Annotated in this window: 12 protein-coding genes and 1 pseudogene; 9 read left to right on the top strand and 4 right to left on the bottom strand. The window is 67.5% G+C overall.

What is annotated here, in order from left to right; translation table 11 throughout:
* Window positions 1-5: 5 nt before the first annotated feature.
* Both ilvD and cynR read right to left on the bottom strand, forming a co-directional pair.
* Window positions 6-1,727, bottom strand: coding sequence for a dihydroxy-acid dehydratase (gene ilvD, locus C7H75_RS22155; RefSeq protein WP_106851845.1), 1,722 nt, complete (start codon window positions 1,725-1,727; stop codon window positions 6-8).
* A 24-nt stretch (window positions 1,728-1,751) separates the two neighbouring features.
* A complete protein-coding gene (gene cynR, locus C7H75_RS22150; protein WP_232286220.1) occupies window positions 1,752-2,690 on the bottom strand; it encodes a transcriptional regulator CynR in 939 nt (312 codons plus the stop codon).
* 120 nt (window positions 2,691-2,810) lie between these two features.
* Between cynR and C7H75_RS22145 the strand changes: the two genes are divergently transcribed.
* The 3 genes and pseudogenes from C7H75_RS22145 to C7H75_RS22135 all read left to right on the top strand — a co-directional run bounded on the left by C7H75_RS22145 (window position 2,811) and on the right by C7H75_RS22135 (window position 4,424).
* Window positions 2,811-3,377 (top strand): carbonic anhydrase, encoded by a 567-nt coding sequence (locus C7H75_RS22145; RefSeq protein WP_005517262.1) that lies wholly within the window; start codon window positions 2,811-2,813, stop codon window positions 3,375-3,377.
* A 34-nt stretch (window positions 3,378-3,411) separates the two neighbouring features.
* The gene (cynS, locus tag C7H75_RS22140; protein WP_005517268.1) at window positions 3,412-3,882 is read left to right on the top strand and encodes a cyanase; all 471 of its coding nucleotides are present in this window, start codon (window positions 3,412-3,414) and stop codon (window positions 3,880-3,882) included.
* Between the two features lie 36 nt (window positions 3,883-3,918).
* Window positions 3,919-4,424 (top strand): annotated as a pseudogene (locus tag C7H75_RS22135) (nucleoside deaminase).
* Here C7H75_RS22135 and C7H75_RS22130 read toward each other — a convergent pair.
* Entirely contained in the window at window positions 4,411-6,024 is a 1,614-nt protein-coding gene (locus C7H75_RS22130) for a flavin-containing monooxygenase (RefSeq protein WP_106851844.1), read from the bottom strand. The pseudogene C7H75_RS22135 and the gene C7H75_RS22130 sit on opposite strands and share 14 nt — an antisense overlap.
* Before the next feature lie 100 nt (window positions 6,025-6,124).
* On the opposite strand from C7H75_RS22130, the gene C7H75_RS22125 reads away from it, so the two are divergent.
* The 3 genes from C7H75_RS22125 to C7H75_RS22115 all read left to right on the top strand — a co-directional run bounded on the left by C7H75_RS22125 (window position 6,125) and on the right by C7H75_RS22115 (window position 9,580).
* Entirely contained in the window at window positions 6,125-6,751 is a 627-nt protein-coding gene (locus C7H75_RS22125) for a TetR/AcrR family transcriptional regulator (protein ID WP_005517271.1), read from the top strand.
* A gap of 131 nt (window positions 6,752-6,882) precedes the next feature.
* Window positions 6,883-7,863, top strand: coding sequence for an alpha/beta hydrolase (locus C7H75_RS22120; protein WP_233281814.1), 981 nt, complete (start codon window positions 6,883-6,885; stop codon window positions 7,861-7,863).
* Window positions 7,856-9,580, top strand: a complete 1,725-nt coding sequence (locus C7H75_RS22115; RefSeq protein ID WP_106851843.1) for an N-acyl-D-amino-acid deacylase family protein — start codon at window positions 7,856-7,858, stop codon at window positions 9,578-9,580. Before C7H75_RS22120 ends, C7H75_RS22115 begins: the two co-directional genes overlap by 8 nt.
* Window positions 9,581-9,659: 79 nt before the next feature.
* On the opposite strand, the gene C7H75_RS22110 is transcribed toward C7H75_RS22115, so the two are convergent.
* Window positions 9,660-11,264: an ABC transporter substrate-binding protein gene (locus C7H75_RS22110; RefSeq protein ID WP_037084846.1), complete on the bottom strand. Its 1,605-nt coding sequence runs from the start codon at window positions 11,262-11,264 to the stop codon at window positions 9,660-9,662.
* Window positions 11,265-11,791: 527 nt separating this feature from the next.
* Here C7H75_RS22110 and C7H75_RS22105 point away from each other — a divergent pair.
* The 3 genes from C7H75_RS22105 to C7H75_RS22095 all read left to right on the top strand — a co-directional run bounded on the left by C7H75_RS22105 (window position 11,792) and on the right by C7H75_RS22095 (window position 15,951).
* Window positions 11,792-12,502: a GntR family transcriptional regulator gene (locus tag C7H75_RS22105; protein ID WP_013417369.1), complete on the top strand. Its 711-nt coding sequence runs from the start codon at window positions 11,792-11,794 to the stop codon at window positions 12,500-12,502.
* A 147-nt stretch (window positions 12,503-12,649) separates the two neighbouring features.
* Window positions 12,650-14,305 (top strand): amidohydrolase, encoded by a 1,656-nt coding sequence (locus C7H75_RS22100; RefSeq protein WP_005517281.1) that lies wholly within the window; start codon window positions 12,650-12,652, stop codon window positions 14,303-14,305.
* 32 nt (window positions 14,306-14,337) lie between these two features.
* Window positions 14,338-15,951, top strand: a complete 1,614-nt coding sequence (locus C7H75_RS22095; RefSeq protein ID WP_005517282.1) for an ABC transporter substrate-binding protein — start codon at window positions 14,338-14,340, stop codon at window positions 15,949-15,951.
* Window positions 15,952-16,001 lie beyond the last annotated feature (50 nt).

The raw sequence follows: 16,001 nt of genomic DNA, 5'->3' as shown, positions 1-16,001 counted from the left end.
GGCAGCTATCCGCACACCGCGCCGCCGGAAGCGGATCCGACGAGCTTGGTGTACTTCGCCAGGACGCCGCGCGTGTAGCGCGGAGGCAGGGGCTCCCACCCGCTTCGGCGGGTGGCGAGCTCCTTCTCGTCCACCAGGAGATCGAGAACACCGTTCGCGACGTCGAGCCGGATCTTGTCGCCGTCGCGCACGAACGCGATGGGTCCGGCATCGACGGCTTCGGGGGCGACGTGGCCGACGCACAGTCCGGTGGTGCCGCCGGAGAAGCGGCCGTCGGTCAGCAGCAGCACATCCTTGCCCAGGCCGGCGCCCTTGATCGCGGCCGTGATGGCCAGCATCTCCCGCATTCCGGGTCCGCCCTTGGGGCCTTCGTAACGGATCACCACGACATCGCCCGCGGTGATGGTGCCGTCCTCGAGCGCGTCCATCGCGGCCCGCTCGCGGTCGAAAACCCTTGCCGTGCCTTCGAAGACGGACGAGTCGAATCCGGCGGACTTCACCACGGCGCCACCGGGCGCGAGCGAGCCCTTCAGGATCGTGATGCCGCCGGTGGGATGGATCGGTGACGACAGCGCCCGCAGCACCTTGCCGTCCGGGTCGGGCGGTGCGATGTCCGCGAGGTTCTCGGCGAGGGTACGCCCGGTGACGGTGAGGCAGTCGCCGTGCAGCAGTCCGGCCTCGAGCAGGGATTTCATGATCACCGGGACGCCGCCGATGCGGTCGACGTCGATCATGACGTGCCGCCCGAACGGCTTGACGTCCGCGAGATGCGGGACACGCGCGCCGACGCGGGCGAAGTCGTCGAGCGTGAGCGACACTTCCGCCTCGTGCGCGATCGCGAGCAGGTGCAGCACCGCGTTGGTGGACCCGCCGAACGCCATGACGACGGCGATCGCGTTCTCGAACGCCTCCTTGGTGAGGATGTCCGACGTGGTGATGCCGCGGCGCAGCATCTCGACCACGGCCTGCCCGCTGCGCCGGGCATAGCCGTCGCGCCGCCGGTCGGTGGCCGGGGGAGCGGCGCTGCCGGGCAGCGACATTCCCAGGGCCTCCGCGGCGCACGCCATCGTGTTGGCGGTGTACATCCCGCCGCACGCCCCCTCGCCGGGGCAGATCGCGCGCTCGATCGCGTCGACGTCCTCGCGGCTCATCAGCCCGCGTGAGCACGCGCCGACCGCCTCGAAGGCATCGATGATCGTGACTTCCTTCTCGGTGCCGTCGGACAGTTTCGCGATGCCGGGCAGGATCGACCCGGCATACAGGAAGACGTTCGCGAGATTCAGACGCGCGGCCGCCATGAGCATCCCGGGCAGCGACTTGTCGCATCCGGCGAGCAGGACCGATCCGTCGAGGCGTTCGGCCTGCATCACGGTTTCGACGCTGTCCGCGATCACCTCGCGGGAGACGAGCGAGAAGTGCATGCCCTCGTGCCCCATCGAGATGCCGTCCGAGACGGAGATGGTGCCGAACTCGAGCGGGTAGCCGCCGGCCGCGAAGACGCCGTCCTTGCACGCCTCGGCGAGGCGGTCGAGCGACAGGTTGCACGGGGTGATCTCGTTCCACGACGACCCGATCCCGATCTGCGGCTTCTCCCAGTCGTCGTCGCCCATGCCGACCGCGCGGAGCATGCCGCGCGCGGCGGTCTTCTCGAGTCCGTCGGTGACGTCGCGGCTACGCGGCTTGATGTCCGGGCTGCCCTGTCCCGGGGTGTTCGACGAGGTGGTCACGGCGCTGCTCCCAACGATCGATCGTCACGGACGGCGTGCTTCGACGTCCATGTAACCACGGGCCGCGGGCGCTGGGGTGTAGCCGCGGACGCGGACGATGTCGTGGGTGAGCCGGGTGAACGCCCGGGCCGCGGCGCTGCGATAGGCCCCTCGTCGATCCAGGAGCGTGACCGTGCGGGCGGGCAGCGGAGGGTCGAGCGGAACGGGGACGAGGTGCGGGTGGTCGTGCGTGATCGCGTCCGGTAGGACGGTGGCCACCGATGTGCGTTGCACGATCTCGGTGAGCGCCTGGATGGTGTTGGCCTCGACCGTGATTCGAGGGTCGATCCGGTGTTCGGCGAAGTAGGCGTCGATATGGCCGCGGGTGGCGAAGTCGCCGCTGAGGAGTGCGAGTTGCTGTGCCTGGAGAGCCTGCACGGCTAGGGCTTTCGGCGGTTCCGGCGTTCGTGATCCGCCGACCACCAGGCTGAGGGTTTCCGTGAAGAGCGGTGTGGCGGTGATACCGGCCGGGTGTGCGCCCGCGAAGGCGACGCCGAGGTCGAGGTCGTCGGCGAGCAGTGCTGCCTCGATGCGGTCCTGAGTCGTCTCGGTGAGGGTCAGGCCGATGCCCGGGAAACGCGTGTGGAGTTCGGCGACGAGCGGGCCGATCAGGTAGGCGGTGAAGGTGGGGGTGACGCCCAGACGTAGGTGGCCGCGGGAAAGATCCTGGACGTCGTGAACCGCACGTTCGGCGGCGTCGAGGTCGCGTAGCGCGCGTCTGGCGTGCTCGGTGTAGACGGCGCCGGCGTCGGTGAGTTGCACGGTGCGGCCGGTGCGGTCGAGCAGTTGCACGCCGACTGCCCGCTCGAGTTGCCGGATCTGTTGGGAGAGCGTGGGCTGGGAGATGTGCAGGTCCTCGGCCGCGCGGGTGAAGTTGCCGCGTTCGGCGACGGCGATCAGGTAGCGCAGGTGGCGCAGTTCCAGGGCGACCATGACCATCACTATAGATGTGAGCAATCGGTTTCATGGACAACAAGTCTTGGACTCTATAGGTGCAGTTCGTGCACGGTGGATCACGTAACCCACCCACGAAGGACGTGACCCATGCAGGACCTCATCGAAGGAGTCGCTCATTTCCGGAAGGACGTCTTCCCGGCAAAGGCGGAACTCTTCGCTCACCTGGCCACCCACCACACGCCGCACACGCTGTTCATCGGCTGCTCCGACGCCCGCGTCGTTCCCGAACTGATCACCGGTACCGATCCGGGCGACCTGTTCGTCATCCGCACCGCCGGCAACCTGGTGCCCGCCTACACGCCCGAAGCCGACGGCGTGGCAGCGAGCATCGAGTACGCCGTCGCCGTACTGGGCGTGCGGGACATCGTCGTCTGCGGCCACTCGGCGTGCGGTGCCATGACCGCGATCGCTCGGAGCCACGACCTCAGCGCCGCGCCGGCCGTCGCCGCGTGGCTGCGGTACGCGGACGCCTCCCGGGCCCGCACCACCACCGCCGGTGACGTCGGAGCCCTCGTCCGCCAGAACGTCCACGCACAACTCGCCAACTTGGCCACCCACCCGTCCGTGGCTCGCGCGCTGGCGGAGAAGAAAGTCGCCCTCCACGGGTGGGTATTCGACATCGCGGCCGGCGAGGTCGCGGATGTATCCGCCTGAAACCGTCCACCCCGAGAAGTAAGGAAATCCGATCATGATCCAGTCCCAGTTCGACCCCGCCGCCCGCCAGGCCGTCGCTGTCGCCGCTGTCGATGCCAAGACCCGCAAGGATCTGTCCTGGCAGCAGATCGCCGACGCCTCCGGCCTGTCCGTGGCCTTCACCACCGCGGCGGTGCTCGGCCAGCACGCGCTGCCGGAGAAGTCTGCCGTGGCCGTCGCCGAGTTGCTCGGCCTCGACGAGGACGCGGCAATGCTGCTGCAGTGTGTCCCGACCCGCGGTTCGATTCCCGGCGGTATCCCGACCGACCCCACCATCTACCGCTTCTACGAGATGCTCCAGGTGTACGGCACCACTCTCAAGGCTCTGGTCCACGAGCAGTTCGGCGACGGCATCATCTCCGCGATCAACTTCACTCTCGACGTGCAGAAGGTCGCGGACCCCGAGGGCGGCGAGCGCGCCGTCATCACCCTGAACGGTAAGTACCTGCCGACCAAGCCGTTCTGATTCCACAGCACCCCGATCCACCCCCGGAGGACATTCATGGACTTCGTCCAGCGCACCATCGACCTCGCCCGCCAGAACGTCACCGAGGGCGGCCGCCCGTTCGCGGCCGTCATCGTCAAGGACGGCGAGGTGCTCGCCGAGAGTCCCAACAGGGTCGCCCAGACCGGCGACCCCACCGCTCACGCCGAGATCCTCGCCATCCGCCAGGCCTGCACCGAACTGGGCACCGAGCACCTCACCGGCACCACCATCTACGTTCTCGCGCATCCGTGCCCGATGTGCCTGGGCTCGCTCTACTACTGCTCGCCCGACGAGGTCGTCTTCCTCACCACCCGCGACTCGTACGAGCCCTACTACGTCGACGACCGCAAGTACTTCGAACTCGCCACTTTCTACGACGAGTTCGCCAAGCCCTGGCAGGATCGTCGGCTGCCCATGCGCTACGAGGAGCGCGCCGACGCCGTCGACGTGTATCGCTCCTGGCAGGCCCGCAACGCCGAAGACTGACGCGAGCCGCGGGGACGCCGACTAGGTCGTCGTGAACCCGCGGTAGCCGTCGGCCGCGATCCGGGTGCACAGATTGCGGTAGTTGCCGACGCCGCCGAGGTAGGGCATGAAGACGCGGGGCTTTCCCGGCACGTTGGCGCCGAGGTACCACGAGTCGGCCTGCTGGTAGATGCTGCCGGCGGCGATCGTCGTCAGGTGTTCGCCCCACTCGTCCTGTGCCTGCGTGGTCGCCTCGGCGAGCCGGGCGCCGCGTTCGCGCATGTGGTCGAGGTAGCCGACCACCCACTCGACGTGCTGCTCGATCGACACGACGACGTTCGACAGCACCGAGGGACTGCCGGGTCCGGTGATGACGAACAGGTTGGGGAACCCGGCCACCGCGACGCCGAGGTAGGTTCGCGGACCGTCCTGCCAGGTCTCGCGCAGGCCGGCGCCCTCCCGGCCGCGGATGTCGATCTCACCCAGGGCGCCGGTCAGGGCGTCGAATCCGGTCGCGAAGACCAGCGCGTCGAGTTCGTGGATGCCGGTCTCGGTGCGGATGCCCTCCGGAACGATCTCCACGATCGGGTCGGACCGCAGGTCGACGAGTGCGACGTTGTCGCGGTTGTAGGTCTCGTAGTAATCGGTGCCGATGCAGACGCGCTTGGCACCCAGCGGATACCCCTTGGGGCACAGTGCTTCTGCCGTGTCCGGATCGGTGACGGTCTCGCGAATCTTGGACCGTACGAACTCCGCGGACGTCTCGTTCGCCGCGAGGTCGGTCATGACGTCGTCGAACGTGGTCTGGTAGGCGAGTCCGCCCACAGCCCACCGTGCCTCGTACTCCTTGATCCGGACCTCGGGGGCGGTCTGGAGTGCCGATCCCACGGGCGGCGGCAGGATCCAGCCGCCGTGCGACTCGCGCTGCAACTGACGCCGGGCCGGGTAGTCGGCCTTGATCGCGGCGAGTTCGCCGGCGTCCAGCGGGCGGTTCCGGGCCGGGATCACGAATCCGGGTGTCCGTTGGAACACCGTCAGCCGGTCCGCCTGCTGCGCGATCAGCGGGATCGCCTGCACCCCGGACGACCCGGTTCCGATCACGCCGACCCGCCTGCCGGTGAAATCGACTCCCTCCGTGGGCCATTGCGCGGTGTGCAGGATCTCGCCCGCGAACGTGTCGAGGCCGTCGATCGCGGGCAGTCGGGCCGTCGACAACGCGCCGGTCGCCATGATCACCCAGCGCGCGGTGACGCTGCCGGCATCCGAGTCGGTGCCGATCGTCCAGAGTTCCCTGTCCTCGTCGAAGTGCGCCGACGTGACGCGGGTGCCCAGCGTGATGTCCTCGCGTAGTCCGAAACGGTCGGCCACGTGTTCGAGGTAGCGCAGGATCTCGGGCTGCGTCGGATAGCGCTCGGTCCACTCCCATTCCTGCTGCAGTGCCTCGTCGAACGAGTAGGAGTAGTCGGCGCTGTCGACGTCGCACCGCGCGCCCGGGTAGCGGTTCCAGAACCAGGTGCCGCCCACGCCGTCGCCGGCCTCGAACAGTCGCACCGACATGCCGCGTCGGCGCAGGCTGTGCAGTGCGTACAGGCCGGCGAATCCGGCGCCCACGACGACGACCTCGTAGGTCGGTTCGGTGGAATCGTTGTTCGGCATGGGGGTGGACCTCGTTTCGTGGTGGGGTGAGCAGGGGTCAGTAGCATCGGTGCAGCAGTTGTCCCGCCGGCGCGGCGGGCGCGATGGGAGGCGTACGAGCGTGGGTGCAGGCGAGCAGGACCGGCCGGACAGGCCGACGTTGCCCGACCCCGCGGCATTGCCGAGGGGGCAGCGGGAGCGGCGTCAGCGCATCATCGATGCTGCCGGCGAACTGCTGGTCGCCGACGATTTCGAGCGAATCCAGATCCGCGACGTCGCAGAACGGTCGGGTGTCGCGCTGGGGACCGTCTACCGCTACTTCGCCTCCAAGGAGCAGTTGTACGCGGCCGTGCTGCTCGACTGGTCCGCCGCCGACCCGATCAAACACGGCGGTGCGCCGGATCCGGGGCTGCCGCCGGCCGAACGTATCCGGATTCGGCTGCACCACTCGGTCGACCGCTTCGAGGAGTTCCCCACGTACCTGCGCCTGCAGAACGTGCTGCGGCACTCGACCGATCCGGTCGTGTGCGCGCTGTTCGCGGAGTTCTCCGCGCAGGCTCTCGCGTCGTACCGAGAGCATCTGTTCGACCTGCCGGACGGCGACGCGGCGGACCTCGTCGCGATCGTGACCGCGGTGCTCACCCACGAAGTGATGCTCTTCGGCATGGGACGGCAGGACATAGGCGAGGTGCACCGCCTGCTCGACCGTACGGTCGACCTCGTCTTCGCGGCCGATACCGGGGCCTGATCCTTCCTGTCGTCCGCGACCGTCCCGGTCCCGACCACTGCGAGAAATCAAGCCGTGCAGCAGCGTTGAGGGGGCCGCCCCCGCGGGTGTGACCGTTGTCATACCGTCAGACTAGAGTTAGATTCTAATTCATGACAAGTGGCATACAGGGCACTCGAACAGAATTGGACCCGGTACTGCAGGCAGTGGCTGCCGCGGTGTCGGGGTCGGGCCTCCCGCCGATGGTGGAACTGGGCCCGGAAGGTGCGCGGGAACGGATCCGCGCCGCGCTGCAGTCGTGCGCACCGGGTCCCGAGGTCGCCGCGGTCACGGCGCACCGGGTGGGTGAACACGTCGGCGTACGCCTGTACCGTCCGGTGGCGCGCAGGTCTGGGGGGACGATCGTTCACTTCCACGGCGGAGGTTGGGTGACCGGCGACCTCGACTACGCGGACGCGACGTGCCGCATGCTTGCGGACGAGGCCGGCGCGGACGTCGTGAGTGTGGACTATCGACTTGCTCCGGAGGATCCGTTCCCCGCGGCGACCGAGGACGCGATGGCGGTGTTGCATTGGGTGGCAGCAGGATCGGAGGGTCTCGCCGGACCCGTCGTGGTCACCGGGGACAGCGCCGGCGGCAACCTGGCCGCGGTGTGCGCCCTCCTCTCCCGCGACGAGGACGGTATCGACCTCGCAGGGCAGGTGCTGATCTACCCGGTAGTCGACGCCGATCTCGGACGCGACTCGTACGTGCAGAATTCCGGGGTCTTCCTCGGCTCCCGCGAGATGCAGTGGTTCCTCGACCACTACTGTCCCGACCTGGAAACCCGGACGAGTTCACTGGTGTCGCCGCTGCGCGCCGCCGATCTGTCCGGGCTGCCGCGCACCGTGGTGGTCGTCGGCGGCCACGATCCGCTGCTCGACGAGGGCGTCGAGTACGCCGAGCGGTTGAGGGCGTCCGGAGTGCCGGTCGAACTGCTGCAGTTCCCGTCACTGGCTCACGGTTTCCTGCAGTTCACGGGGGTCTCTCCGGCCGCCGCGGAGGCGGCGCAGACGATCGTCCGCGCTGCCGCCGCACTCCTCGAAAACGAAGACGCGAAGAAGAATTCGACCACAGGAGGCGTTCGTGCATGATCTGGTGATTCGCGGCGGGTTCGTCGTGGACGGAACCGGTGAACCGCCCCGTGCCGCCGACGTCGCCGTCGACGACGGGCGCATCTCGATCGTCGGCGACGTGCCTGACGCCGGGCGGCGGGAGATCGACGCGGCCGGCAAGCTCGTCACCCCGGGATTCGTCGACATCCACACGCACTACGACGGACAGGTCACCTGGGACCCGCTGCTGACCCCGTCGTCGTTGCACGGCGTGACCACAGTCGTCATGGGCAACTGTGGTGTGGGTTTCGCCCCCGTCAAGCCGGAGCAGCGCGACTGGCTCATCGGACTCATGGAAGGTGTCGAGGACATCCCCGGAAGCGTTCTGGCGGAGGGGATGACGTGGAACTGGGAGTCGTTCCCCGATTATCTCGACGCGATCGACACCCCGCACGCGATCGACTTCGCCGCACAGTTGCCGCACGGCGCGTTGCGCACCTACGTGATGGGCCGGCGCGGCGGTGACCATCTCGCGCGGCCGACCGCGGACGAGATGGACCGGATGCGCGACCTTGTCGCCGAGGCGGTCGAGTCGGGTGCACTCGGCTGGTCCACCTCCCGATCCGCGGTCCACAAGACGTCCGCGGGCGAACCCACACCGAGCCTGACCGCCTCGCGGGAGGAACTCACCGGCATGGCGGCAGGGCTCGCGAAGGCGGGCGCCGGCGTCATCGACTTCATCTCCGACTTCATGGACCAGCCCGAGGAGATGGAGTTCGTCAGCGCGATCGTCGAGGCCGCGCAGAGGCCGATGTCCGTGTCGGTCGTACAAAGTGACCGGGCGCCTGACAAGTGGCGGGATCTGCTCGACGGTCTTGCGGAAATATCGGCAGCACAGGGTATTCCGATCACCGGTCAGGTGGCGCCGCGTGCCGTGGGAGTGATGCTCGGGTGGGAGCTCAGTTGGCACCCGTTCATGGCCTACCCGAGCTACCGGGCACTCGAGGATCTGCCGCGGGAAGAGCGCGTGGAGCAACTGCGTCGGCCGGAGGTCAGGGACGCGATCCTGGCCGAGAAGCCGGACACCGACAGTGAATTCGTCGAGCGCCTGTCGACCCGGTCCGACCAGGTGTACCTGCTCGGTGACCCGCCGAACTACGAGCCCGGGCCGGACGACTCGGTCGCCGCGCTCGCCGACCGATCCGGAGTACCGGCCGCCGAGGTCGCCTACGACGCGATGATGGCGCAGGACGGGCGCGGACTGCTCTACTTCCCGATGCTCAACTACTCGGCCGGAAACCTCGAGGCGGTCCGGGAGATGCTCGTGCGCCCCGACACGGTGCCTGCTCTCGGAGACGGCGGCGCGCACTGCGGCGCGATCTGCGACGCGAGCTTCCCCACGACTCTGCTCACGCACTGGGGCCGGGATCGCAAGGTCGGCGAGCTCCTACCCGTGGAGTGGCTGATCAAGCGGCACACAGCCGACACCGCGGCCGTGGTCGGGCTGCTCGACCGTGGACAGGTCCGTCCCGGCTATCGGGCCGACCTCAACGTCATCGACTTCGACAGGCTCCAGGCCGATCATCCCGAGGTGACGTACGACCTGCCGACCGGCGGGCGGCGGCTGATGCAGACCGCGACGGGGTACGTCGCGACCGTCGTGGCCGGCGAGGTGGTGGTGGAGGACGGCCGGCACACCGGTGCGTTGCCGGGTCGACTCGTGCGCGGTGCGCAGCCGGCGCCGAGCGCTTCCTGATCGACCGCGGAACGGGGATGCCCCCGCCACTCGTGGGAGTGGCGGGGGCATCCCCGTTCGGTCGCGGGCTGTGCCGCGATCAGTTCTTCTTGAATGCCTTGTCGAACAGAATGATTCCGTCGACGGTCGGGTTGGCGCGGTACACGTCGGGTGACCAGGCGACGTAGTTGACGCCGGCGCCCCACGAGAGGAACGGCTGATCGGTGTTCACCAGGTTCTGGATGTCGACGATCGCCTCCCGCTTGGCGGTCTCGTCCGGAGCCGAGAGGACCTTGCCGAGCAGGGCGTCCATCTCCGGGCTCTTGTAGCCGAGGATGTTGTTGGTCGAGGTGCTCGACAGCGAGCTGAAGAGCCGGATCTCGGGAGCGACGTCCGCGATGCTGTACGCGCCGAAGCTCATGTCGTAGTTGCGATCGATGTACAGGCGCTTGACCATGTCGGTGATGCTGCTGGTGTACTCGAGCGCGACATCGAAGCCGATCGAGTTCATCTGTGCCTGCACCGCGAGTGCGAGCTGCTGTGCGTCGGGATCGTTGACGCCGACGTAGGTGATCTTGCCGTTGAAGCCGTCGGCCTTCGCCTGGTCGAGGAGTTCCTTGGCCTTGGCGGCGTCGGGGGTGATGCCGTTGACGTTGCCGTACCACTCGGACCACGGCTGGAACATGTCGGTGCCGGGCATGCCCTCGCCGGCGCGCACGCGCTGGTTGAGAACCTCGGGATCGATCGAGTACGCGATCGCCTGGCGGACGCGGGGATCGGCGGCGGGGCGGCCGGGAGCGTTGTTGAGCTGTCCCACCATCGACATGCTCGTGGTGTCGACGTAGCCCGGGAACTCGGCCTTCGCCGCGTTCACGGTCTGTGCGTTGCGCAGGTAGGCCGCGTCGATGCCGCCGGACTTCAGCGCGTCCACCTTGGGCTGCTCACCTGCGATCCCCACGAACTTCAGGCCGTCGAGGTTCGGCGCGCCACCCCAGTAGTCGGGGTTCGCCTTCAGCTGCAGCTCCTGCTGCGGCTGGAGACTGACGAGCGTGAACGGACCCGCACCGATCGGGGTGAACTTGTCGCCCTGCTGTGCGGTGGGCGAGACGATCATGCCGTGACCGTAGGCGAGCATCGCGGGGAAGGTGCGCCACGGCTGCTTCAGGGTGAAGACCACAGTGGACGGATCCTGCGCGACATTGCTCGCGACCATCTGCGTGTAGACCTGTGAGTTGGCGCCACGTCGCTGGTTGTAGCGGTCGATGCTCGCGACGACGGCCGCGGCGTCCATCGGGGTGCCGTCGCTGAACTTGACGTTGTCGCGGAGCTTCAGCGTCCACGTCAGGAAGTCGGGGCTCTCCTCGAACGACTTCGCCAGCTGCGGCTCGAAGCTCCGGGACTGCGAGTCGTATCGCATCAGAACGTCGTAGACGGCAGCCATCTCGGTGCCACCGGTGGCACCGGCAGGCTGAGTCGCTGCCGGATCGAGGTTCGTGACGGGCGCGTAGGACGCGAAGCTCAGCGTTCCGCCCGACACGGGTGTGCCGCCGTCGCCCTGGTCGCCCAGGATGCCGTACGCCGTCGTCGTTGCGCCGGATCCGCTGCTGGAGTCGGAGCTCTCCGACGACGCGCAGCCGGCAAGCGCGACCGCGCCGACGACCGTGACGGCCATCGTTCGGGCGAGCCTTCTCGAATACTTCTTCATGTACCAACCTCCACGGTCGGGGTCGACGCCTGCCAGTCGGTACGAGCCGGATGGCCCGCCCGGATGATCGATGGGATCTCTGAGTCGACGGGGCTGGTTGCCCGGTCGAAGAGGACGATCGCACCGGAATTCGGTGCAGTCGGGGTCGTTGCAGAAACGGACTCTAGCCGCCCTGCGGTGCGTCCACAAGGAATCGGGCGAACTGGTGATTCCGCAGCGTTGCACCGGTATTCGTTAGCAAAGGGGAGCGATTCGGGCGGGGCTCCGCGGGTGGCTCCGCAGACTCGCGGACCCGACCGAAATGAATTTCACCGAAACTCTTGTGGAACCAAGATAGGTGTCCTAGATTGTCCGGAACACAGCTTTGTATAGACAAAGTTCTCGCCCCGGTCGCGGATGCCTTCCGCTGCCCGTGGTGAGGACTTCGGCGACCGACAACGGCCGGCGTGATACGGGAGGGACCTCTCGATGTACCTTGTGGTTCGCGCGTTATCCGTGTCGTGGGACGGGCGGAGAGCCTCTGTTCCGTGACCGACCCGCAGCACGTGCTGCTCGCGCAGGATCTGATCTCTCGGATCCAGTCGGGAGAGTTCGCGGTGGGGGACAAGCTTCCCACCGAACTCGAACTGTGTCAGACCCGATCCCTCGCCCGGGGCACGGTGCGGCAGGCGCTCAAGCATCTGGAAGATGCGGGAATGATCAGCCGGCGCCGTGGCGCCGGGACCACGGTCGAGTCGCCGGAACCGGTCGTGGGGCACCAGGCCTTCGTGACGAGCAGTCTCGGCATGCTCGCGTTCGTGGAGCGCACGCGGATTACCGACCCGTCGTCGGAAATCATTGTCGCGGAAAGCAACTTGGCGAAACGTGTCGGTGTTCCGGTCGGTTCCGAGTGGTATCGGGTGTCAGGGCCACGCGTGGTTCGGGGGTCGGTGATGCCGCCGTTCTGCTGGAGTGAGGTGTACCTGAGATCGGATCTGCCGCATCGCCGAATGGTGCTGACGGGAAGGTTCGGCATCGCAAATCTGGTGCGTCAGCGCATCGAGCAGGTCGTCACCGGCACGCTTCTCGCATCCGATCTGGCGGATGCGCTGGATGCGGAGAAGGGAAGTGCCGCACTGGTTGTCACGCATCGGCACGTCGATGCGAACGGTGCACTCGAGGCTGTCGGCATTCACACGCACCCGGCGGAGCGGTACCGCATCGTGACGTCGGTGGGTGCGCACCTGTCGACCGACTGACGCCGTCGGATGCCGCTCCGTCCGGGTGGCGGGGAGCCTCGGAAAGCTACTGGAGAGTAGCCCCGACCCGGATAATGACATGAATTCTATTGTGCGCTAGCCTCTTCAAAACGCTATGTGATCCACATCTCACGAGGGAGTCGAACGTTGGACCGGAGTGCGACGACCAGGGATGTCGAGGTCATCGACCGCATCCACGTGAGGGGCGTCGTAGTGCCGGCTCCGGGCGCACCGGCTGCCACCGCTTTCGCGGTGTCGGGCGGGAAGTTCGTGGCCGTCGGGTCGGACGAGGACATCCGCGCGCTGGCCGGACCGACCACCGAGGTGATCGACCTGGGCGGCCGCACCGTCGTGCCCGGCTTCATCGAAACCCATGTGCACCCGCACATGTCGGGGATGAACAGTGTGAACGTCGATGCCGGATCGGACGCGTGCCCCGACATCGGGTCGCTGATCGACGCACTGGCGGCGCGCGCGGCTGAGACTCCCGCAGGGCAGCCCGTCTCCGCGTCGGGGTTCGACGACAGCCTGGTCGCCGAGGACCGTGGACTCACCGCGGCCGACCTCGACCGTGCCAGCGTCGACCATCCCATCGTGGTGCGGCACCTGTCCGGTCACGGGCTGTACGTGAACTCCTTCGTGCTGCGGAGCAAGGGAATCGACCGGGACACGGCAGAACCGGAGGGCGGCGTCGTCGTCCGGAATCCTGCCGGCGAGCCGACCGGCGAGTTCCGGGAGATTCCCGCGATGCGCCTGGTCGTGAGTCCGGAGGACTCGATGCCCACGGGTGAGGAACTGGACGAGGGACTGCGCCGAGCGCTGGCCCGGATGGCCTCGGTCGGCGTCACGACTTTCCACGACATGTTCGTCACCCCCGTGGTGATCGACTCCTACCGGCGGCTGCTCGACCGGGGGGAGTTGCCGCTCCGGGCCCGGTTGTACGCGGGGTTCGGAACACTGGAGGGCTTCACGGTCGGCGACGACTCCGACGCCGATGCCCACGACCATCTCGAGATCGGTGGCGTGAAGCTGATCTCGGACGGGTCGATCCAGTTGCACACAGGGGCACTCACCGAGCCCTACCACGATCTCGGCGGTTGCCACTGCGGTGAAATGGCGATCCCGCCCACAGATCTGGACGAGATGGTGCGCCGCTGCCACGAGGCAGGACGACAGGTCGCCATCCACACCAACGGCGACCGTGCCATCGATCTCGCGCTCGACGCGATCGAGAAGGCACTCGCTGCCGCGGGCGGAACTCCGCTACCGGGCGGACTGCAGCATCGGCTCGAGCACGTTCAGGCTCTTCGTGACGACCAGATCCGACGGATGCGCGATCTCGGTGTGTCGGCGTCGGTGTTCGTCAATCACGTCTACTACTGGGGAGATCGGCATCGCGATCGGTTCCTCGGGCCGGAGCGGGGGAGCCGGATCAGCCCCCTCGCGTCGATCAGTTCGGCACAGGTTCCGTTCGCGCTGCACTGCGACAGCCCGGTCACCCCGGTGAATCCGCTGTTCACCATGCACACCGCGGTCAATCGCGTCACGCGAGGCGGCGAGGTCCTCGGTCCCGAGGAACGCATCGACGCCGCGACTGCGCTGGCCGGCTACACGACATCCGCGGCCTGCCTCGGCGGTGAGTCCGAGGTCAAGGGAGCAATCGCCCCCGGGCGGTTCGCCGATTTCGTCGTGCTGGACGGCGATCCGACCGGGGTCGAACCGTCGGCGATCAAGGACATCACGGTCCTCGCGACCGTGGTCGCGGGTCGTGTCGTGTACACCACCGATCCCGCATTTTCCTAGTGGCGTTTCGAGTTCGACGGAAGTAGGTACGAATGACGCGATCCTCGTTGGCTCGGGCCGGGACTCTCCTGACCGCGCTCACCGCCACTGCAGTTCTGCTGGCCGGTTGCGCCGGTGGTGGGTCGGGTGCGGCGACCGACGCCTCCGACGTGACGACCGGTCTCGTGGGCGAGCAGTCCGACGGCGGTGACCCGGTTTCGGGCGGCACGCTGTCGTACGCGACGTACAACGGTGTGAGCAGTCTCGATCCGGCCGATCGGCAGGACGGCGGCGCCACCGGCGGCAGCGAGATGGCGGCGATCTACGACCTGCTGATGCGCTACGACCCCGAGACCAAGGAGTATCAGCCGCAACTGGCGCAGTCGCTGACGCCGAACGGGGACAACACCGTCTGGACCCTCGCGCTGCGTCCCGGTGTGACGTTCAGCGACGGGACTCCGGTGGATGCGGCGGCGGTGCGATGGAGCATCGGCCACTACCTGGACAAGAAGGCGACGCACTCGCAGGTGTGGAAGGCGACGGTCGCAGACATCCAGTCCCCGGACCCGTCGACCGTCGTCTTCACGCTGAAGCAGCCGTGGAACGAGTTCCCGATCATGTTCACGACCGGGCCGGGCATGATCGTGGCCCCGTCCTCGATGGCCACGGGCACGTTCACCCCGATCGGCGCCGGTCCCTTCACGGTCGAGAAGTTCGCGTCGCAGGACGAGTTGGTTCTCGCTGCCCGGCCGGACTACTGGGACGGTGAGCCGCACCTGGCGAAGCTCCGGTTCCCCGCGATCGTCAGCGAGCAGGGCAAGCTCGACGCCCTGCACACCGGCGGCGTCCAGGCGGCCTACCTCCGTGGCGCGGAGGTCGTTCACAACGCCCTCGAGGCGGGCGACGTGGGTTACGTCTACACCGTCAACATGGGCGGTGTCGGAAACATCAATCAGCGTGAGGGGCGGGCCGCGTCGGACGAACGGGTCCGGAAGGCCATCGTCGCCGGCTTCGATCCGGAAACGTTCAACCAGCGTGTCGAGGGCGGCTACGGCATGCCGGGCAGTGACATGTTCCAGGACTGGTCGCGGTGGCACGGCAGCGTTGCCGGTAGTGGCTACGACCCGGAGGCCGCGAAGAAGTATCTCGCCGAGGCGAAGGCCGACGGGTACGACGGCAAGCTCACCTACGTCGGGTTGAACGATCCCGCCACCCAGAGCAGCGCGCTCGCTTTCCAATCGATGCTCCAGGCCGTCGGTTTCACCGTCGACATCGTCTACACGACGAGCATCAACGATCTGGTGAAGCGCATGTATGCGCAACACGACTACGACATCGGCTACGCCGGATTCAACATCCTGGACGAGTCGCCCTTCGTTCGCCTGTACGGCAATCTCTACAGTGAATCGTCGTCGAACGTCCTGGGCTACGCGAACCCGACCATGGACGATCTGCTCGGCAAACTGCAGACGGCTCCTACGGACGAGGATCGCCTCGCGGTGGTCGAGGACATCCAGACGGTCGTCAACGAGACGAACCCGATGCTCGTGGTCAACAGTGGCAAGTACTTCATCCCGTGGAGTAAGAACTCGCACGGCATCACACCCAGCGCCGATGGCATCATGCTGTTCGGAAACGCCTGGCTCTCTTCCGAATCCGCATCATAGTGCCGGATCGGCGATCACAATCGGATTGGTATGCCCATGAACACAGGAAG

This window comes from Rhodococcus (subgen. Prescottella) equi (assembly GCF_003013675.1).
Classification (GTDB): domain Bacteria; phylum Actinomycetota; class Actinomycetes; order Mycobacteriales; family Mycobacteriaceae; genus Prescottella; species Prescottella equi.
The sequence above is the reverse complement of the archived record's forward strand: the minus strand, read 5'-3'. Positions and strand labels throughout refer to the sequence as shown.